Source organism: Streptomyces sp. AK08-02 (genome assembly GCF_033795085.1).
GTDB classification, from domain to species: domain Bacteria; phylum Actinomycetota; class Actinomycetes; order Streptomycetales; family Streptomycetaceae; genus Streptomyces; species Streptomyces echiniscabiei.
Window position 1 is genome coordinate 21,543 of record NZ_JARAZV010000021.1, and the last position, 18,371, is coordinate 39,913.

The 18,371-nt window shown below is 69.8% G+C and carries 17 protein-coding genes; 12 read left to right on the plus strand and 5 right to left on the minus strand.

Annotated features, from left to right (window positions below; all coding sequences use genetic code 11):
* Positions 1-112: 112 nt before the first annotated feature.
* The 4 genes from PV734_RS36855 (at position 113) to PV734_RS36870 (ending at position 2,558) form a co-directional block, all read left to right on the plus strand.
* Entirely contained in the window at positions 113-433 is a 321-nt protein-coding gene (locus tag PV734_RS36855) for a multidrug efflux SMR transporter (protein ID WP_319093749.1), read from the plus strand.
* Positions 433-972 (plus strand): TetR/AcrR family transcriptional regulator, encoded by a 540-nt coding sequence (locus tag PV734_RS36860; RefSeq protein WP_319293777.1) that lies wholly within the window; start codon positions 433-435, stop codon positions 970-972. Before PV734_RS36855 ends, PV734_RS36860 begins: the two co-directional genes overlap by 1 nt.
* Before the next feature lie 210 nt (positions 973-1,182).
* Positions 1,183-2,172, plus strand: a complete 990-nt coding sequence (dapD, locus tag PV734_RS36865) for a 2,3,4,5-tetrahydropyridine-2,6-dicarboxylate N-succinyltransferase (protein WP_319093751.1) — start codon at positions 1,183-1,185, stop codon at positions 2,170-2,172.
* Between the two features lie 161 nt (positions 2,173-2,333).
* On the plus strand, positions 2,334-2,558 hold the full coding sequence (locus PV734_RS36870; protein ID WP_319293779.1) for a hypothetical protein: 225 nt from the start codon (positions 2,334-2,336) through the stop codon (positions 2,556-2,558).
* 124 nt (positions 2,559-2,682) lie between these two features.
* Here PV734_RS36870 and dapA read toward each other — a convergent pair whose 3' ends face one another.
* Complete coding sequence (gene dapA / locus PV734_RS36875; RefSeq protein WP_319093753.1) at positions 2,683-3,591, minus strand: 4-hydroxy-tetrahydrodipicolinate synthase; 909 nt, start codon at positions 3,589-3,591, stop codon at positions 2,683-2,685.
* Positions 3,592-3,737: 146 nt separating this feature from the next.
* On the opposite strand from dapA, the gene PV734_RS36880 reads away from it, so the two are divergent.
* Both PV734_RS36880 and PV734_RS36885 read left to right on the plus strand, forming a co-directional pair.
* Complete coding sequence (locus PV734_RS36880; protein WP_319093754.1) at positions 3,738-4,445, plus strand: winged helix-turn-helix domain-containing protein; 708 nt, start codon at positions 3,738-3,740, stop codon at positions 4,443-4,445.
* Between the two features lie 5 nt (positions 4,446-4,450).
* Positions 4,451-5,197, plus strand: coding sequence for an SRPBCC domain-containing protein (locus tag PV734_RS36885; RefSeq protein WP_319093755.1), 747 nt, complete (start codon positions 4,451-4,453; stop codon positions 5,195-5,197).
* Between the two features lie 33 nt (positions 5,198-5,230).
* On the opposite strand, the gene PV734_RS36890 is transcribed toward PV734_RS36885, so the two are convergent.
* Entirely contained in the window at positions 5,231-7,060 is a 1,830-nt protein-coding gene (locus PV734_RS36890) for an endonuclease/exonuclease/phosphatase family protein (protein WP_319093757.1), read from the minus strand.
* Between the two features lie 482 nt (positions 7,061-7,542).
* On the opposite strand from PV734_RS36890, the gene PV734_RS36895 reads away from it, so the two are divergent.
* From PV734_RS36895 to PV734_RS36915, 5 genes are all read left to right on the plus strand, one after another.
* A complete protein-coding gene (locus tag PV734_RS36895; RefSeq protein WP_319093759.1) occupies positions 7,543-9,003 on the plus strand; it encodes a hypothetical protein in 1,461 nt (486 codons plus the stop codon).
* A gap of 198 nt (positions 9,004-9,201) precedes the next feature.
* Positions 9,202-10,650 carry an alkaline phosphatase PhoX gene (locus PV734_RS36900; protein ID WP_319293781.1) on the plus strand — a complete coding sequence of 483 codons (1,449 nt, stop codon included), beginning with the start codon at positions 9,202-9,204 and terminating at the stop codon, positions 10,648-10,650.
* A 471-nt stretch (positions 10,651-11,121) separates the two neighbouring features.
* Entirely contained in the window at positions 11,122-12,705 is a 1,584-nt protein-coding gene (locus PV734_RS36905; protein WP_319093761.1) for a TROVE domain-containing protein, read from the plus strand.
* Between the two features lie 123 nt (positions 12,706-12,828).
* Positions 12,829-13,476 carry a GntR family transcriptional regulator gene (locus tag PV734_RS36910; protein WP_319093762.1) on the plus strand — a complete coding sequence of 216 codons (648 nt, stop codon included), beginning with the start codon at positions 12,829-12,831 and terminating at the stop codon, positions 13,474-13,476.
* A gap of 16 nt (positions 13,477-13,492) precedes the next feature.
* On the plus strand, positions 13,493-14,509 hold the full coding sequence (locus tag PV734_RS36915; RefSeq protein ID WP_319093763.1) for a 1-aminocyclopropane-1-carboxylate deaminase: 1,017 nt from the start codon (positions 13,493-13,495) through the stop codon (positions 14,507-14,509).
* 28 nt (positions 14,510-14,537) lie between these two features.
* Here PV734_RS36915 and PV734_RS36920 read toward each other — a convergent pair whose 3' ends face one another.
* Together PV734_RS36920 and PV734_RS36925 are read right to left on the minus strand one after the other, a co-directional pair.
* Positions 14,538-15,752 carry a GDSL-type esterase/lipase family protein gene (locus PV734_RS36920; protein ID WP_319093764.1) on the minus strand — a complete coding sequence of 405 codons (1,215 nt, stop codon included), beginning with the start codon at positions 15,750-15,752 and terminating at the stop codon, positions 14,538-14,540.
* A gap of 20 nt (positions 15,753-15,772) precedes the next feature.
* Positions 15,773-16,351, minus strand: a complete 579-nt coding sequence (locus PV734_RS36925; RefSeq protein ID WP_319093765.1) for a TetR/AcrR family transcriptional regulator — start codon at positions 16,349-16,351, stop codon at positions 15,773-15,775.
* Between the two features lie 84 nt (positions 16,352-16,435).
* On the opposite strand from PV734_RS36925, the gene PV734_RS36930 reads away from it, so the two are divergent.
* Entirely contained in the window at positions 16,436-16,927 is a 492-nt protein-coding gene (locus PV734_RS36930) for an FBP domain-containing protein (RefSeq protein ID WP_319093766.1), read from the plus strand.
* Between the two features lie 114 nt (positions 16,928-17,041).
* Here PV734_RS36930 and PV734_RS36935 read toward each other — a convergent pair whose 3' ends face one another.
* Positions 17,042-18,235 (minus strand): TerD family protein, encoded by a 1,194-nt coding sequence (locus PV734_RS36935; RefSeq protein WP_319093903.1) that lies wholly within the window; start codon positions 18,233-18,235, stop codon positions 17,042-17,044.
* Positions 18,236-18,371 lie beyond the last annotated feature (136 nt).

Here is an 18,371-nt window from a genome sequence, read left to right on the forward strand (position 1 = left end):
GACCGGGGGGTGGGGGAGTTGATGATGTGATGCGGAGTGCGGGTGGATTTGTGTATGCGCTGGGCGCAGCCGCTGTGTACGGCTGTACGTATCGATGCGTACACTCGTACACATGGGATATGTGTTGCTGGTCGGAGCCATCGCCGCGGAGGTGGGCGCCACGACCGCCATGAAGTACAGCGACGGTTTCAGCAGGTTGTGGCCCTCGGTGCTCACCGGACTGGGGTACGCCGTCGCGTTCGTGCTGCTCGCCCAGACGCTGAAGACCGTGTCCGTGGGCACGGCGTACGCCATCTGGTCGGGCATCGGCACCGCGGCTGTCGCGACGATCGGCGCGGTGTTCCTCGGGGAGGGCATGAGTGTGGCGAAGGTCGCAGGAATCGTGCTCATCATCGGCGGGGTCATCGTGCTCAACATGGGCGGCGCGCACTGATGGGGCGGCGGTACGACCCCGAGCGGCGCCAGCGGATCATCGACGCGGCGATCCGGGTCGTGGGGGAGAAGGGGATCGCCGGGCTGAGTCATCGGTCGGTGGCGGCCGAGGCGGATGTGCCGCTGGGGTCCACGACGTACCACTTCAGCACCCTCGACGAACTTCTCGTGGCCGCGCTGCGCCAGGCGAACGAGGGGTTCGCGAAGGTGGTGGCCGCGAGGGGTGGGCTGCGGGACGACCGGGCCGATCTTGCGGGGGAACTCGCCGGACTGCTCGGGGAGTGGCTTTCGGGGGACCGGGCGGGGGTCGAGCTGGAGTGCGAGCTGTATCTGGCGGCGCTTCGGCGGCCGGCGTTGCGGCCTGTCGCCGCCGAGTGGGCGGAGGGGGTCGCGGAGCTGCTGGCCGAGCGGACGGACGCGGTGACGGCTCGGGCGCTGGTGGCGGTGCTGGACGGGATGTGTCTGCAGGTGCTGCTCACGGGGGCCGTGTACGAGGAGGCGTTCGCTCGGGAGGTGTTCGGGAGGGTGCTGCGGGGGTAGGGGGCTTTGTCTACCCGCTCACCCGCCCGTCTCGGTTTGTTTGCAGGGTGCGCTCTAACTGCCTTTCCCACCCACCCGTCTCGCCTCGATTTCGATTTCCAGGCAGCGTTGAAGGCTCGTGGTGCCGGGGCGCCGTCCAGCTGTGCCCGGTCCTTGAGATGCGTTCGTAGTGGTTCGCCCGCGCGGGGCGGCTCACGTTAGGTTTTCTCCATGACCGACACGACTGCTTCCCGCACCACCGGCGCCGTGGCCGCCGGGCTCGCCACCCTTGCCGCCGACGGCACCGTTCTCGACACCTGGTTCCCCGCCCCCGAGCTGTCCGCCGAGCCCGGCCCCGCCGGTACCGAGCGGCTGTCCGTCGAGCAGGCCGTCGAGGCGCTCGGTGAAGGGGCGGCGAAAGCGGTCGGGCCGGACGCGCGCAGGGGCGTCGAGGTGGTCGCGGTCCGTACGGTCATCGCCTCCCTCGACGACAAGCCGCTCGACGCGCACGACGTCTACCTCCGCCTCCATCTGCTCTCGCACCGGCTCGTGCGGCCCCACGGGCAGAACCTGGACGGCATGTTCGCCCACCTCGCCAACGTCGCCTGGACCTCGCTCGGCCCGGTCGCCGTGGACGACGTGGAGAAGGTGCGGCTCAACGCTCGCGCCGAGGGCCTGTACCTCCAGGTCACGTCCATCGACAAGTTCCCCCGTATGACCGACTACGTGGCCCCCAAGGGCGTCCGTATCGCCGACGCCGACCGGGTGCGCCTCGGTGCGCACCTCGCCGAGGGCACGACCGTCATGCACGAGGGCTTCGTCAACTTCAACGCCGGCACGCTCGGTACGTCGATGGTCGAAGGCCGGATCTCCGCCGGTGTCGTGGTCGGAGACGGTTCCGACATCGGCGGCGGTGCCTCGACGATGGGCACGCTGTCCGGTGGCGGGCAGGTCCGTATCACCATCGGCGAGCGCTGCCTGGTCGGCGCCGAGGCCGGCGTCGGGATCGCCCTCGGCGACGAGTGCGTGGTCGAGGCCGGGCTGTACGTCACCGCCGGCACCCTCGTCACCATGCCCGACGGACAGATCGTCAAGGCCCGCGAACTCTCCGGTGCCTCCAACATCCTCTACCGCCGCAACTCCGTCACGGGCAGGGTCGAGGCCCGCCCGAACAACGCGGTCTGGGGCGGTCTGAACGACGTCCTGCACAGCCACAACTGACGGATCCCTCCAGCCGTACGGGTACGGACGGCGACGCCCAAGATCACGTACGGGTTACTCCGCGTGACCTCGTCGGGCTTCAGGCAGATGAACGGGTGGACACAGGGTCCGATCAGCTGCCGGAGCAGAGGTAGTGGAAGTGCCGACGAGGGGTGGAGCACATGACGAACGGGCGGAAGAGGGGCGCGGCGCGCTGGCTGACGGGCGCGGTCACCGCGGCCGTGGTCTGCGGGGTCCCCGTGGGGACGGCCTACGCGGACGAGACCAACACCGGTTCGCACAACGGCCCCCGGGTCGGTCTGGTCAACATCGGCCAGGTCGACGATCCGATGGAGGACGTGCTGGAGCACTTCCTGCTGTTCGGTGACGGGTACCGCTGGGAATGACAGTCGGCGAGCGCCTGTCGACGAACGAATGACCGCCGGCGAATGACTGTCGGCCTTCATGGGTCTGGGCCCGTACCGCCGCCTTCGCGCGTGGTACGGGCCCTTTCCGTTCGGTCGCCGTGCCCTACGTCATGTCCCGCACGTCCTCGTACGCCGCCAGCAGCTCGTCCGTCGCCTCCCGGCCGGCCGGCCGCAGCGGGGCCCGTACCGGACCCGAGGGCAGGCCCAGCCCGCCGAGCAGTGCCTTGGCCGTGACCGCCCCGGGCAGGCCGGATGCCATCATCAACTCGGTGAGCGGCAGCGCCCGTTGCTGGAGGCGGGCGGCCTCGGTGGTCCGGCCCGCGTCGAACGCGTCGATGATCGAGCGGAAGTGACGGGGGATCACATTCGCCACGGTGCTGACGTATCCGGCGCCGCCCAGCGCGTACAGCGCCAGTACGTACTCGTCGCAGCCCGTGTGGATCGCCAAGTCGGTCCGGGACAGCACCTGCTGAGTGCCCATCAGGTCGTACGCGCAGTCCTTGACGGCGACGATCCTCGGGTGGGCGGCGAGGCGGATCATCGTCTCCGGGGCGATGCGGACACCGGTGCGGCCTGGGATGTCGTACAGCATCAGGGGCAGGGCGGTGGCGTCCGCCAGCTCCTGGAAGTGGGCCTCGACGGCGTCCTGCGGGGGCCTGCTGTAGTACGGCGCGACCGCCAACAGGCCGTCCGCGCCCGACTTCTCGGCCGCCCGCGCCAGTTCGACGGAGTGCAGGGTGTCCGGGGTGCCGACGCCCGCCACGACCGACGCCCGTCCGTCGACCGCCTCCCGCACCGCCCGTACCAGCGCCGACTTCTCCGCGTCCGTCGTGGTCGGGGACTCGCCCGTCGTGCCGGACAGGACGAGGCCGTCGCAGCCCCCGGTCACCAGCCGGTCGGCGAGCCGCTGTGCACCGTCGAGGTCCAGGGCCCCCTCGGCGGTGAAGGGGGTGACCATCGCGCACAGGGCGCGGCCGAACGGGGGAGGAGGCGGCGTGGGTGGTGTCGTCATACGACCAGTCTCGGCAAGGTGTCTGTGAAGCTCCACTTAATTTTCTTACCGAGTGCACGTAAGCGATGCTTCAGTGTTGTGAAAAAATGCTTGCCGAATAATTTTCTCTCCTGGACAAAAAAAGTTTTCGGTGGGACGGTGGAGCCATGCTGGACGTCACCGTGATCGAGGACCCGGCGGCCGCCGCCGCCTCGCTGGACCCCATACGGGGCCGGCTGCTCGCCGAGCTGGCCGCCGGGCCCGCCTCGGCCGCCATGCTGGCCGGAAAGGTCGGGCTGCCCCGGCAGAAGGTGAACTACCACCTCAAGGCGCTGGAGCGGCACGGGCTGGTCGAGTTGGCCGGGGAGCGTCGCAAGGGCAATGTCAACGAGCGACTGATGCGGGCGACCGCCGCGTCGTACGTCATCTCACCGCTCGCCCTGGCGGCCGTACAGCCCGATCCCGACCGGTTCCGGGATCAGCTCTCCGCGCGCTGGCTGCTGGCGGTCGGTGCGCGGCTGGTGCGGGACGTCGGCACACTGGTCACCGGGGCCGCCCGGGCCCGTAAGCGGCTCGCCACCTATGCGCTCGACGGCGAGGTGCGGTTCGCCTCCGCCGTCGACCGGGCCGCGTTCATCGAGGAGTTGACGGCAGGCGTCAGCGCGCTGGTGCGCAAGTACGACTCGCCCGGCGTCGAGGGTGGGCGCGATCACCGGATCGTCGTGGCCGTGCATCCGACGGTCAAACCCCAGGCCGGTGAGCCGACTTCCGGTACGACGGACACCGGGGACGCCACCGGCAGCGTGGATATCACCGAAATCGTAGACAGCACAGGCACTGTGGACAGCACAGGCACTGCGGAAATCCAGGAGTGAGCGCCATGTCCGAGGAAGTTTCCAGGGAATTCGAGATCGCTCGTGAGTTCGAGGTCGACGCCAGTCCGGAGGAGGTGTGGGAGGCGTTCACCACGGGGACCGGAGGATATCTGTGGCCGATGGAGCCGCCGGAGCCGCACGTCGGCGGCCGGGGGCCCTTCGGGTCCAAGGTCATCGCCTGGGATCCGCCGCACCGCTACACCAACCGCGTCGAGAACGTCGACGGCATCTCCGAGCAGACCCTCAACCAGCTCGACTACACGGTCGAGCCGCGTGACGACGGCCGCCGGGCCTGGGTGCGGTACGTGCACAGTGGCATCTTCGTCGACGACTGGGACAACCAGTACGACGGCGCTGCCCGGCACACCGACTTCTATCTGCACACCCTGCGCGAGTACCTGACCCACTTCGCGCCCCGGCCTGTCGCCTTCGCCACGTTCGACGGGCCCGAGGCGTCCAAGGCCGCCGACGCCCTCGCCGCCGTCGGGCGGGCGCTCGGGGTCGGAGAGGACGTGCCGGTCGGTTCGCGGGTGACGGTCCAGGGGCCTGACCAGTTCGAGGCCGTGGTCGACTTCCGCGACGACTACTTCATCGGGCTGCGCACCGACCGGGGGCTCACCCGCATCTTCGGGCGCAACCACTGGGGCCACCCGGTCGGCATCTCCCTGCACGACTTCACGCCGGGCGCGGACATCAAGGAGTGCGAGACCGCCTGGCAGGGCTGGCTGAACGGTGTGTTCGACCAGCCCTGATCCAGAGGGGTTGTTGACTGTTCGCCTTCACCGTTACGGCTGGAAGCGCAGCACCTGCGGGTCGTGGTCGCTGATCTGGTCGTTGAACTCCGAGTTGATGTGCACGGAGTCGTAGTCGAAGTCGCAGCTGCGGCTGATCGACGGGCTGACCAGGATCTGGTCCAGGACCTGGCTGTTGCCCTGGTAGTCGTAGGTGTAACGCTCGCTCTTCGGCAGCGACTTGATCGCCGACCACAGTTCGCCGTCGCCTTCGAGCAGCTTGGCGGTGTCGGAGAACTCGAAGTCGTTGATGTCGCCGAGCGTGATCACGTCCGCGTTCTTCTGGACCTTCAGGATGTCCTTGACGAACGTGTTCACCGCGGTCGCCTGGAGGTGACGCTGGGTCTCCGAGCTGCGCGCCGGGGGCTGGAACTGCGAGGTGAGACCCTGGTCGCCGCCCTTCGAGGCGAAGTGGTTGGCGATCAGGATGACGGTCTTGCCACGGAAGACGAACTCGCCCGCGAGCGGCTTGCGGCTGTTCGTCCAGGCCACGTTCGTCGGGTCTATTCGGCCCGGCGAGAGGGTCAGGGCCGCCTTGCCGTGGTCCTTGGTGACACCGACGGCGGTCGTGGCGTCGCCGCCCGGCCGGTCGGTGAAGGAGACGCGCGCCGGGTTGAACAGGAACACCTGACGGATGTTGCCGCCGGGCTCGCCGCCGTCCGCGAGGTCCACCGGGTCGATGGAGCGCGACTCGTACGCCGGGCCGCCTGCCGCCACGATCGCGTCGACCAGCTTCTTGACCGTCTGGTCGGCGGCGACCGTACCGTCCTTCGTCGCGCCGTTGTTGTCCTGGATCTCCTCCAGGGACAGGATGTCGGGCGACTGCAGGTTGTTCACGATCGCGGCGGCGTGCGCGGCGAAGGTGTTGTCCGACGGGTCGAGGTTCTCGACGTTGTACGTCGCCACCGCCAGCTCACCGCGCGACTGCTTGCGGGTCGTCTCGCGCTTCAGGCCGCCCTGCTTGAGGGTGCCGAGCTCGTTGGCGACGAGCGTGTAGCCACCGAACTGGTTGTAGTCCAGCGGGCCGGTCGTGGCGCCCTTGAGGCTGTCACCGACGTTCGCGGTCGGGAAGTCGGCGACCGCGCCCAGCGACTGGATCTGGAGCCGGCCGGTGTTCTGCGAGGTGTACGCGCCGTACACCGTGCCGCCGCGCCGGTTGTCGTTCTCGTCCGGCTTCACCGTGACCCACAGCTCGGTGTACGGGTCGGTGGCGGTGACCACGCGGGCGTTCTTGACCTGGACGTTCATGCCCTCAAGGGACTCGTAGTAGTCCAGGGCGTACTTCTTGGGACGCAGCGTCAGCGCGTTCACCGAACCGCTCGCGGCGGTGTCGCCGGCCGGGGTGTAGACGGCCGGTACGGACCGGGCGTCGACGACGACCGGGGCCGGGACCGCGTTGCCGCTGGAGACGACGGTGACCGTCGGCTTGACGATCTCCGTCACCGACTGGTTGCCGGACGCGGCACCGCCCGGCACGAACTCGGAGACCGTGCCGGTGACGGTGACCGAGTCGCCGACCGCGACGGTCGGCTTCGAGCTGGTGAAGACGAAGACGCCCTCGCTGGTGGCCGGGTCGGCGTCCGGGGTCGTGTCCTGGATCCAGAACCCGCGCGACGAACCGTAGGTACGGACACCGGTGACGATTCCCGCCACGTCCGTGACCTTCTGGCCCGCGAGCGGGGACAGGCGCGTGGTGCCCTGGATGTCATGAATACGCACGGTGTCGGCGTGAGCGGTCGACGGCAGCACCACCAGGGTGGCGAGCGTGGAACAGACGGCGGCGACAGTGAGCGCGCCGAGGCGCGCGGAAGACTTGCTCGGCAACGGGATCCCTCCGGGGACAGACATGGGTGCCGGGACGAAGAAGCTAAGGGTGGTGCCGTGGGGGGAACGCGAGCTGCAGGGCGGCTGGCGACGCGCGTAGACATCGGGTGAACTCCCGGTGCGAAAGGCTTCGCACCGAAGGCTCGGCCACCGGGCGATCGGCAGTGAACGCCCGGCTTGGGAGAACAGTGAACACGATAGAACCTGGCGGAAGGCGAGGCGATGCGGTGGCCCGGCGTCCCCTCGACTTCTACGCGCGTCAATCTCCTGCCTGGTCACGCCACTTGTCAAGGTTTCAGCCATGTACCAGCTCTGACAGGTTCATGAACCGGGCGGCATGGTGCCAAATCCGTCTAGGCTGAGCGGCTGAGTCGTACGGCCTTCAACGCAACGTCGTACGGTCGTCAGACGCCGTCGTCGGACTCCGGGCGCATCCGGGTGCCGTGGTACGGCCTTTCGGGCGCCTGAGGAGAAAACAGCCGATGTCAGACAGCTCCCCCCTGCCGCCGGTGCGACTGCACTCCGAAGCGGAACTGGCGCGGGACGCGCTCGCCGCCCCGCTGGTGTCCCGCGCCGCCCGGCTCGCCCGCTGGGCCGGACCGGACACCAGGGTCGGGGCCGGCGGCGAACTGGTCCAGGAGCAACTGGCCGCGGCGGCACGGGCCCTGGGCCTGATCGAGGGCGAAGCCGCCGGTGGGGCGGACGTAGAGGACGCGCTCGCGTACGCCGGTGAGGCCTGGCGGGTCGCCGTGGACGCCGGGCTCGTCGAGGTCGTCGACGAGGACGAGGGCACCGTCACCGTCGGCGAGGACCTGACGCTGCTCACCTCCGGGGCACCGCACGAGGTGCTCGCGGTATGGCTCGGGGCACTGGAGACCGTCCTCGCCGACGCGAGCGTGCCCGACCTCGACGATCTCGTCGACGCCATGGACGACAGCGCCGAGGTCGACTTCTCCCAGCTGGACTGGGACCCCGAGGCGGATGCCGACTTCCTCGACGGTGTGCTCGCCAACCTGTACCTGCTGAGCGTCAGCGAGGCCGGGCCCGCCGACGGCCCGGTGCCGCTGCCGGCGCTGGCCGCGTCGATGGTCGTACCGAGCGACATGGGGGAGCCCACCAACGACGTCCTGGAGCAGGTCTCGGACATGATGATGCGCCTCGACGACCAGTTCAGGCTGCTCGAACCCATCGGGCTCGTCGCCTACCAGCCCGTCGACGAGGCGCTCATGGCGGACATCGACGACCCCACCGAGGGCACGCCGACGGGCGACGACACCGACGTCTCCCGCTACGGCATGGTGCGGCTGACCCCGCTCGGCCTGTACGGCGTACGCGCCCGGCTCCTGGAGGCCGGCTTCGCGGCGCCCGCCGTCGGTGACCTCGCCGACAAGGGCGCGGACGCGCTGCTCGACGGCACGGCGGCCTTCCCCGCGACGGCCGCGCGGGCCGAGACCGAACAGTGGCTGACCCGCCGCGAACCCCTTGGTGCGGCAAGGGAGTTGCTCGCGGCGGCCCGGGGCGGCGACGCCGGTGCGCCGCTACGGCGGCTGCGCTGCCAGCAGGCGCTGTCCCTCGTCGGCGCCGAGGCCGAACCCGCGCTGCGCGAGGTCCTCGACGACGCCGAACTGGGTGGCCTCGCCCGGGTCTGGCTCAGCGAGCAGGGCGCGCCGGACGTGCCGGCGCCGTCCGAGGCGATGGTCTTCTGGCTGACCATCGACACGGTGGCCGCGCAGCTCGCGGCCGAGGGCAACTCGGCGGAGCTGCTCGGGCTGGTCGAGGGGCTGGCCCAGCAGCACGGCGGTTTCTTCGAGGCGGCCTGGCGGGTGGAACATCCGGCTACGGCGGATGTGCTGGAGGCGATGGGGCGGTTGCATCCGGACAAGCGGGTGGCCAAGGAGGCGCGTAAGGCGGCGTTCAAGGCGCGGTCGCAGCAAGGGGGTTGAGCGGGGCGGATTCTGTGGGGGGTGGTGCTGTCCGACCCCGGCTGCGGGTGCGTTGTGGCTTGTCGCGCAGTTCCCCGCGCCCCTCGGCAGTGCCCCTTCGGGGCAGCTGCCTCCGTGACGTCGGCTTCCGTTCAGCTTCCGTTCAGGCGTGGGCGGGAACGTGGCGGTCACGGCAGGTTCATCGTCATAGGAGACGTCATGGCGCTCACCCGTAGGGACTTCGGTAGACAGTCCGCGATCAGCTCGGCCGGGGTTGTGCTGGCCGGGACCGTTGGTGCTCTTGCCACCGCGCCGAACGCCCTCGCGTCCACGGAGACCGGGAGTGCGGACGGGGAATCGGCGGACCGGCACCACGGAGTCGGCTACGGCCCGCTGCTGCCCGACCCCAAGGGCCTGCTGGCGCTGCCCGCCGGGTTCTCGTACCGGGTGATCACCCACAGCGGGAAGACCACGCTGGAGTCCGGCGAGATCACCCCGTCCAACCATGACGGCACCGCCGCCTTCGCGGGCCCGCGCGGCACCACCCTCCTCGTCAACAACCACGAGTTGAAGGGCCCGCGCGCCGACTGGAAGTACCCGGTGCCGCTCACCGAGGGCCTCGTCTACGACCCCGCCGCGTCCGGCGGCTGCACGGTCGTCGAGGTGCGTCCCGGCGGCCAGGTCGCCGAGTGGGTGGGCATCGCCGGTACCTCCACCAACTGCGCGGGCGGCAGCACCCCTTGGGGTACCTGGCTCACCTGCGAGGAGAACTCCGACCGCGCCGGCGTCAACGGCATGACCAAGGACCACGGGTACGTCTTCGAGGTCGACCCCTCCGACAAGCGCGCCAACCGGAACCCCAAGCCCCTGAAGTTCTTCGGGCGTTACAACCATGAGGCCGTCGTCATCGACCCCAAGCGCGGCGACGCCTACCTCACCGAGGACGCCGCGTCTCCCAACGGCCTTCTCTACCGCTGGACCCCGCCGCGGACCTGCCACCACGGCCACGGCAACCTCCGCACCCTCTCCGACACCGCGGGCACCCTCCAGGCGCCCAAGTGCTTCGACTCCACAGGCAAGTTCGTCGACGACCTCTCCCGCGCCACGAAGATCGGCACGGTCTACGGCGTCGACTGGGTCGACGTACCCGACCGCGATGCCAGGACCGTCGACGTGCGCAAGCAGTTCGGCGCCGGGGAGATCACCCGGGCCCGCAAGCTCGAGGGCATGTGGTGGGGCGACGGCGGCACCTACATCGTCTCGTCGTACGCCCGCTCCGAGAGCCCCGTACAGCACGACGGCCAGGTCTGGTTCTACGACCCCAAGCGCCGCACCCTCACCCTGAAGGTCCTGCTGGGCGTGAACCCCGACCCGTCGGCCGACGGCGCCTTCGACGGCCCCGACAACATCACCGTGTCCCCGTACGGCGGCCTGGTCATCGCCGAGGACGGCGAAGGCGTGCAGCACCTGTTCGGCGCGACGGACAGCGGACGTACGTACCCGATCGCCCGCAATGAACTCAACGCCGGCACCGAAGAGGCGCCCGAATACAGCGAGTTCACCGGTGTGACCTTCTCGCCCGACGGAAAGACGCTGTACGCCAACATTCAGACGCCGGGGATCATGCTGGCGATCACCGGGCCCTGGAAGCGGCAGAAGCGCGGATAATTAATTGGGTCGCTCGGCCCGCGGTACGCCTCCTAGAGTGATGAACGTCCAGGTGCGAAGGCAGGACCTACTTCCACTCATAATGGGGCGGCCGCGGGTTCGAGTCCCGTCACCGGTACAACGTGCCGGTGTAGCTCAGGGGTTAGAGCGCCTACGTCGGTTCCGCCGGCTTCGATCTCTGGACACCTACAACTTCAGGCACCTCCCGGTGCGCGATTCGATCTCGGGGAGGTGCGGCAAATGGTGGGTGCCCGGTGCGAAGGCAGCGGATACTTCGGGAACTGGTGGGGACAGCTCCTCATGCGGGTTCGAATCCCGTCATCGACCTCGGGTCGGTGTGGCGGAACGGAAGACGCGCCAGTTTATAAGCGACCGTCGCCGATCTCGATCTCGGGCATCCTCCTATTGCCGCGCCTCCCTCCAAAAAAGCCTTTCCACGCACGAAGTGCTGGCGAATGGGGGGAATTCATCATGGCGCGATTCAACACCAAGGCCGCCAAGGCGCGGCCCACCTCGCGGGTCACCTCGACGGGGCGGGTGCTCCGTACCCACCAGGGGGGCCGCGGCCGTGAGCGGGACGAGCGTTCTGAACTCTTCCTGCTGTCGATCGCCAACTTCGTGGCGCAGAAGACCTTCTACGAGAGCGGCGAGGACCGCGACGACCGGTTCGCCGCGCTCGTCCGCCGGCTCGCAGTCACCGACCCGGCGTGGACGGCCGGACTGCTCGGCTGGCTGCGCGGCGACGGCAACCTGCGTACGGCCGCCATCGTGGGTGCCGCCGAGTACGTGAAGGCACGCCTCGACGCGAACGCCACCGACGGTCCCACCAACCGTCAGGTCATCGACTCCGTACTGCGCCGCCCGGACGAGCCCGGCGAACTGCTCGCCTACTGGACCTCCCGGTACGGCCGCAACATCCCCAAGCCCGTCAAGCGTGGCGTCGCCGACGCCGTACGGCGGCTCTACAGCGGCAAGTCGCTGCTGAAGTACGACACCGCGTCCAAGGGCTACCGCTTCGGCGACATCCTCAATCTGGTGCACGCGGCGCCGGACCCGGACAAGCCGTGGCAGGGCGAGCTGTTCCAGTACGCGCTGGACCGGCGCCACAACCCGGACACGGCCGTCGTCCCCAAGTCGCTGCCCGTGCTCACCGCACACCGTGACCTGATGGCGCTGCGGCCCGCAAAGCGACGCAAGGTCGTGACCGGAGCGGGCGGAGCGGGGCGGCTCGCGGACGCGGGCATGACCTGGGAGGCGCTGGCGGGCTGGCTGCAGGGCCCGATGGACAAGGCGGCCTGGGAGGCGGTCATCCCGTCCATGGGCGCGATGGCGTTGGTGCGAAACCTGCGGAACTTCGACGAGGCGGGGGTGAGCGACGAGGTCGCGGCGTGGGTCGCCGCCAGGATCAGCGACCCGGCCGAGGTCGCGCGCTCGCGGCAGTTCCCCTTCCGGTACCTCGCCGCGTACCGGCACGCGCCCTCGCTGCGCTGGTCGTACCCGCTGGAGCAGGCGCTCGGACACTCGCTGGCCAATGTGCCGGCTCTGGACGGGCGGACGCTCGTCCTCGTCGACCGCTCGGGCTCGATGTTCTTCTCCCGGCTGTCCGACCGTTCGGAACTCACCCGGGCCGACGCGGCGGCGATCTTCGGCTCGGCGCTCGCGCTGCGGGCGGCGGGCGCGGATCTGGTCGAGTTCGGTACGTCGAGCAAGCGCCTGTCGTACCGCGGGGGTGAGTCGGTGCTGAGGATCCTGGACCGCTTCGGCGACCTGGGCGGCACCGACACGACCGCGGCGGTCCGGCGCCACTACCGCGGGCACGACCGGGTGGTGATCGTCACGGACGAGCAGTACGCCCACAGTGTGCACGGCGACCCGACCGAGCAGGTGCCGGCCGACGTGCCGGTCTACACCTGGAACCTCGCCGGGTACCAGGCGGGCCACGGCCCGTCCGGGTCGGGCAACCGGCACACTTTCGGGGGGCTCTCCGACGCGGCCTTCCGGATGATTCCGCTGCTGGAAGGCGCGCGCGACGCGGACTGGCCGTGGGTCGTCTGAGGCGAGGCGAAGTACAGCGAGACGAGTGGTGTGTGGCCCGTACTTCGGTGCGGGCCACATCGCTGTGTGCGCTACCGAGCAAACCCTTGTGTGTCGACCGGTCTGACATCTAACATTTCAGTTGTGGATGCCATGCGACCCGTCACTCGGACCCTGCTCAGGGATCGCGCGTACGAAGCGATCCGGGACGCCATCGTCGCCGGGGAGATCGAACCCGGTGCGGTGGTGCGTGACGCCGAGCTCGCCGAGCGGCTCGGGCTGTCCCGGGCGCCGGTGCGTGAGGCGTTCGCACGGCTGGTCGACGAAGGGCTGCTGGAGAGCAAGCCGCAGAGCTACACGAAGGTGACGCCGGTCGTGGCCGCCGACGTGCGGGACGCGGCGGCCGTGGTCGGGGCCATGCACGAGCTGGTCACCCGGGCCGCCGTGCCCCGGCTGTTCGCCGCGGACGTCGAGACGATGCGCGCCGCCAACGAGCGGTTCGCGGAGGCGGTCCGCGCGGGTGACGTGGAGACCGCTCTGCGCGCCGACGACCAGTTGCACGACGTCCTCGTGCGGGTCAGCGGCAATCGCGCCGCCGCTGCCACCGCCGCCCGCTACACACCGCTCATCCGCCGTCTGGAGCGACGACGCTTCGGCGAGGGCGGCAACTGCCGTTCGGCCGGCCTGCACGACCGGCTCCTCGACGCCTGCGCGGCCGGAGACGTGGACGAAGCGGTCCGTGTCACCGCGGAGATCTGGCGGGGCCTCGCCGAGCTCGCCGACAGCGACTGATCCTGGGAGGAACCCCATGTCCCTTGCCTCGTACGAGCGTTACCCCCTTCTCTTCGGGCCCTCCCCAGTGCACCCGTTGGAGCGGCTCAGTGCGCATCTCGGCGGCGCCGCCCTCTGGGCCAAGCGCGAGGACTGCAACTCCGGTGTCGCGTACGGCGGCAACAAGACGCGCAAACTGGAGTACCTGGTCGCCGACGCGCTCGCCCAGGGCTGCGACACGCTCGTCTCGATCGGCGGGGTGCAGTCCAACCACACCCGTCAGGTCGCCGCCTGTGCCGCCCGCGCCGGGCTCAAGTGCGTGCTTGTGCAGGAGAGTTGGGTGGAGTGGCCCGACTCCGTCTACGACAAGGTCGGCAACATCCTGATCAGCCGGCTCGCCGGGGCCGATGTGCGGCTGGTGCGCGCCGGGTTCGGGATCGGGTTCAAGGAGAGCTGGGAGCTGGCGCTGCGGGAGGTGGAGGAAGGGGGCGGCAAGCCGTACGCGATTCCGGCGGGCGCCTCCGACCACCCGCTGGGCGGCCTCGGGTTCGCTGGTTGGGCGTACGAAGTCGCGGAACAGGAAAGGGAGTTGGGGGTCTTCTTCGACACCGTGGTGGTGTGCTCGGTGACCGGGTCGACCCAGGCCGGAATGGTCGCCGGATTCGCGGCGCTGGAAGAGGCGGGCGGCCGGTCCCGGCGGGTGCTCGGCGTCGACGCGTCGGCGGCGCCCGCCCGGACGAAGGAGCAGATCGCGCGGATCGCCCACAACACCGGCCAACTCATCGGTGTAAAGCGGGAGTTGACCCAGGCGGACGTCGAGCTGGACGAGCGCTATCACGCGGGTACGTATGGGATCCCGGACGAAACGACCCTGGAGGCGATGCGGCTCGCCGCCCGTACCGAGGGGATGGTCACCGATCCCGTGTACGAGGGCAAGTCGATGGCCGGGATGATCGACCTCGTGGCGCGGGGGGAGATCGGGCGGGAGTCCACCGTGCTGTACGCGCACCTGGGCGGTCAGCCCGCGCTGAACGCGTACAGTGCGCTGTTCTAGTCGGTGCGATGGACAGGCTCTACTGGTTCTACCGGTCCCTCCGGAAGGCCGAGTCCGAGGAGCGCAGGAGTGGTTCTGGTCCGGTGAAGGCGAGTTCGGCGAAGCGCTCCCCGATACGGCGGTGGGTGGCCGCGTCCGGGTGGAGCTGGTCGGGCAGCGGGAGGTCGGCGAAGTCGGCCTCGCCGTACAGGACGCGGCCGTCGAGATGGCGGAGGTTCGGGTCGTCCGCCGACCGCTGCTCGACGATGCGGGCCAGCTCCTCCCGGATGACGTTGAGGGTCAGTTTGCCGGCCTCGCGCTCGGCGGGGTCGCCCATGGGCTGGAAGCGCACCTGACCGGCGCCCATCGTGCTGAAGTCCAGGGCTGTGGGGCCGGGGGTGTCCTCGTGCATGGGGCAGTAGAGGGGTGAGACGAGCAGGAGCGGTGCGGTCGGGTGGCCCTCGCGGACGGTGTCGAGGAAGCCGTGGACCGCGGGACCGAAGGCGCGCAGACGCATCAGGTCGGTGTTGACCAGATTGATGCCGATCTTGACGCTGATCAGGTCTGCGGGGGTGTCGCGCATCGCGCGGGCGGTGAACGGGTCGAGCAGCGCGCTGCCCGCCAGGCCCAGGTTGATCAGTTCCACACCGCCGAGGGACGCGGCGAGCGCGGGCCAGATGGCCGTGGGGCTCGCGGCGTCGGAGCCGTGGCTGATCGAGCTGCCGTGGTGCAGCCACACCGCGCGAGTCCTGTCGCGTGCGGCCACGGGTTCGGCCGGGGCGTTGGTGCGCAGGGCGACCAGTTCGGTGGTCTCGTTGTGGGGCAGCCAGATCTCGATGTTCTTCAGGCGGTCCGGCAGCCCGGTGAAGCGGAGGGTGCCGTGCGGGCCGGGTTCGTGTGTCGTCGTCCCGGCGGTCAGGTCGACGGTCAGGGTGTTGCCCCCTCCGGTCACCGAGGACTGGGCGGTCAGCCGGCCGTCGACGAGGAGGTCGTACACGCCGTCGGGGCGGGGCGGGGCGCCCGCGTAGACCCGCTTGGTGGGCAGCGCGTCCAGTTCGACGGAGGTCGCCCGGGTGCGGAAGACCAGCCGTACGCCGGAGGGCTGGGCTTCCGCCGCGGCGAGTTGGGGGTCCGTGCACTGGGCGCGGGCCCGGGCGGGCAGACGGTGGGGGAGCACGCCGTGGGAGGTGTGCTCCAGGTCGAGGGCGCCGCGTATCAGGTCCGCGGTGATCGGGGTCGTCGTCCAGCTGCGCTGGGTGTGCATGTCGGTCCTCGGCCTGTCGGTCAACGGGTGGGAGGGGTCGGCCAGTTGCGCAGCAGGGCGTCGAGGGCGTCCAGGATCCTGGTCCAGCTCTCCTCCGAGTCCGGGGCGCTGTGGCTGAAGCCGCCCGACGACTCCAGACTGGAGTAACCGTGGAAGACGCTGCCCAGGAGACGGACCGCGTGGGTCTGGTCGGGTTCGCTGAGGTCGTAGCCGCGCAGGATCGCCCGGGTCATCTGAGCGTGGCGGACGCCCCCGCCGGCGGCGGCCGTCTCGGGGTCGAGTCTCATCCGGGTGGCGGCGGCGCGGCCGGGGTGTTCCCTGCCGTAGTCCCGGTAGACGTTCGCGAAGGCGGTCAGGGCGTCCTTGCCGGCCCGTCCGGCCACGGCGTCGGCGGCGAGGTCGGCGAGTTCGTCGAGGGCGAGCAGGGCGATCCTGGTCCTCAGGTCCTGGGTGTTCTTGATGTGCGAGTACAGACTCGCGACCTTGACGTCGAACCGCCGGGCCAGCTCCGAGGCGGTCACCTGGTCGAAGCCGACCTCGTCGGCGAGTTCCGCTCCGGCTCTGGTCAGGCGTTCGGTGGTGAGTCCCGCGCGTGCCATGACCCTCCTCCTGTTCAGCCGAAGCTGTTCGGCCAAGGCGAATATAGGTTTGCCTAAAGAGTTTAGGCAAATTAGCCTGCTGTTATGGAGCCGCTGACCGAGCAAGAGATCCGTGCCGCGTTCGTGAACTGTACGAAGGGTGAGGCGCAGCGTCTGGCCGTGCCGCGTGACCTGGCCGACCGCCCCTGGGAGGACCTCGACTTCCTGGGGTGGCGAGATCCGCAGGCGCCCGACCGGGCCTACCTCGTCGCCGAGGTGGACGGCGGGGTGGCGGGCCTTGCCCTGCGCAGTTCGGCGCCCGCCTTTGGGCAGACGCGGCGCAGCATGTGCTCGATGTGCCTGACCTCGCACACCGGAGGCGTGTCCCTGATGGTCGCGCGGAAGGCGGGGAAAGCAGGGAAGCAGGGCAACTCGGTGGGGGCGTACATATGCGGCGACCTCTGCTGCTCGCTGTATGTGCGGGGCAGGAGGGACGCGGGCGCCGGGGCGCGGCTGCACGAGACGATCACTCTGGAGGAGAAGATCCGGCGGACCGTGGGGAACGTCGCCGCGTTCTTCGTCAAGGTGACGGAGTGACGTGTTGGCGGTGACGGTGACGGCTTGATGTCTTGCCCACGGTCCGCTTCGGCGGGTGGTGCGGTGGTGCGGTGATACGGGCGTGTGGTGGTGCGGGCGAGTGGTTGAGGGTGGTTACAGCGACTGTGCGGCCGGCTTCACCATGCCCCTGACCGTGCGGGACTTCACGAAGTCGCCGATCGCCGTCATCTCCCACTCGCCGGAGAACTGCTTGATCATCTTGGCCATCATCACGCCCGTCTGCGGTTCGGCGCTGGTCAGGTCGAAGCGGACCAGTTCCTCGCCCGTCGCCGCGTCCAGGAGACGGCAGTACGCCTTCGCCACCTCGGTGAACTTCTGACCGGAGAACGAGTTCACCGTGAACACCAGACCGGTGACCTCCTGGGGCAGACGGCCCAGGTCGACCACGATCACCTCGTCGTCGCCCCCGCCCTCGCCCGTGAGGTTGTCGCCGGAGTGCTTGATCGCGCCGTTCACGATGGAGAGCTTGCCGAAGTAGCAGCTGTCGATGTGGTTGCGCTGCGGGCCGTACGCGATGACCGACGCGTCCAGGTCGATGTCCTTGCCCCGGAACGCCGGCTCCCAGCCGAGGCCCATCTTGACCTGGGAGAGGAGGGGCCGGCCGCCCTTGACCAGGGAGACGGTCTGGTTCTTCTGGAGGCTTACGCGGCCCTTGTCGAGGTTGATCTTTCCGGCGCCGAGGGGCGGAGCGGGGGGTGCCGTCGGGGGTGCCTGGGGTGCCTGGGGCGCCTGCGGCTGGACCGGGGTCGCCTGCGGGGCGGTCGGTGCGGGGGTCGGTGCCGGTGCGGGTGCCGGTTCCTCCACGCTCACGCCGAAGTCCGTGGCGATGCCTGCCAGGCCGTTCGCATACCCCTGGCCCACGGCGCGGGCTTTCCAGGCGCCGTTGCGGAGGTAGATCTCGACGATCACCAGGGCGGTTTCCGTGCCGAGCTGAGGGGGCGTGAACGAGGCGAGGACGCTGTTGTCGGCCGCGTTGCGGATGGTGGCCGTCGGTTCGATGCCCTGGAAGGTCTGGCCCGTGGCGTCCGGGCTCGCCGTGACGACGATCTTCTCGATGCCCGGGGGGACGGCGGTGGTGTCGACCGTGATCGAGTCGGGGCTGGTGCCGCCGCCGGAGCGGTAGGTCACGCCGGGGCCGGTCGGCTGGTTGTAGAAGATGAAGTCGTCGTCGGAGCGCACCTTGCCGTCGGCGGTGAGCAGCAGGCTCGATACGTCGAGCCGCACCGGGGCAGCGACGTCCACCGTCACTCTGGTGACGGGGAGAGGGATGTTCGAGCCGGGTGTCATAGCTGTCATGACCGGTGAACGAGCGGACCCGCTTTGCCGTTCCCTTACCTTGGGGTCATTTGGTTCGGGTGGGGTGAGATGGGGGCCGCGTAGGGTTTTTCGCCCCCGCCGCCCCTACCCGTCCCATCCCGTTCCT

Excerpts from the sequence above, each read along its gene's own strand:
- PV734_RS36855 (WP_319093749.1), top strand. The coding sequence starts at position 113 with ATGGGATATGTGTTGCTGGTCGGAGCCATCGCCGCGGAGGTGGGCGCC.
- PV734_RS36860 (WP_319293777.1), top strand. The coding sequence starts at position 433 with ATGGGGCGGCGGTACGACCCCGAGCGGCGCCAGCGGATCATCGACGCG.
- dapD (WP_319093751.1), top strand. The coding sequence starts at position 1,183 with ATGACCGACACGACTGCTTCCCGCACCACCGGCGCCGTGGCCGCCGGG.
- PV734_RS36870 (WP_319293779.1), top strand. The coding sequence starts at position 2,334 with ATGACGAACGGGCGGAAGAGGGGCGCGGCGCGCTGGCTGACGGGCGCG.
- dapA (WP_319093753.1), bottom strand. The coding sequence starts at position 3,591 with ATGACGACACCACCCACGCCGCCTCCTCCCCCGTTCGGCCGCGCCCTG.
- PV734_RS36880 (WP_319093754.1), top strand. The coding sequence starts at position 3,738 with ATGCTGGACGTCACCGTGATCGAGGACCCGGCGGCCGCCGCCGCCTCG.
- PV734_RS36885 (WP_319093755.1), top strand. The coding sequence starts at position 4,451 with ATGTCCGAGGAAGTTTCCAGGGAATTCGAGATCGCTCGTGAGTTCGAG.
- PV734_RS36895 (WP_319093759.1), top strand. The coding sequence starts at position 7,543 with ATGTCAGACAGCTCCCCCCTGCCGCCGGTGCGACTGCACTCCGAAGCG.
- PV734_RS36900 (WP_319293781.1), top strand. The coding sequence starts at position 9,202 with ATGGCGCTCACCCGTAGGGACTTCGGTAGACAGTCCGCGATCAGCTCG.
- PV734_RS36905 (WP_319093761.1), top strand. The coding sequence starts at position 11,122 with ATGGCGCGATTCAACACCAAGGCCGCCAAGGCGCGGCCCACCTCGCGG.
- PV734_RS36915 (WP_319093763.1), top strand. The coding sequence starts at position 13,493 with ATGTCCCTTGCCTCGTACGAGCGTTACCCCCTTCTCTTCGGGCCCTCC.
- PV734_RS36920 (WP_319093764.1), bottom strand. The coding sequence starts at position 15,752 with ATGCACACCCAGCGCAGCTGGACGACGACCCCGATCACCGCGGACCTG.
- PV734_RS36925 (WP_319093765.1), bottom strand. The coding sequence starts at position 16,351 with ATGGCACGCGCGGGACTCACCACCGAACGCCTGACCAGAGCCGGAGCG.
- PV734_RS36930 (WP_319093766.1), top strand. The coding sequence starts at position 16,436 with ATGGAGCCGCTGACCGAGCAAGAGATCCGTGCCGCGTTCGTGAACTGT.
- PV734_RS36935 (WP_319093903.1), bottom strand. The coding sequence starts at position 18,235 with ATGACACCCGGCTCGAACATCCCTCTCCCCGTCACCAGAGTGACGGTG.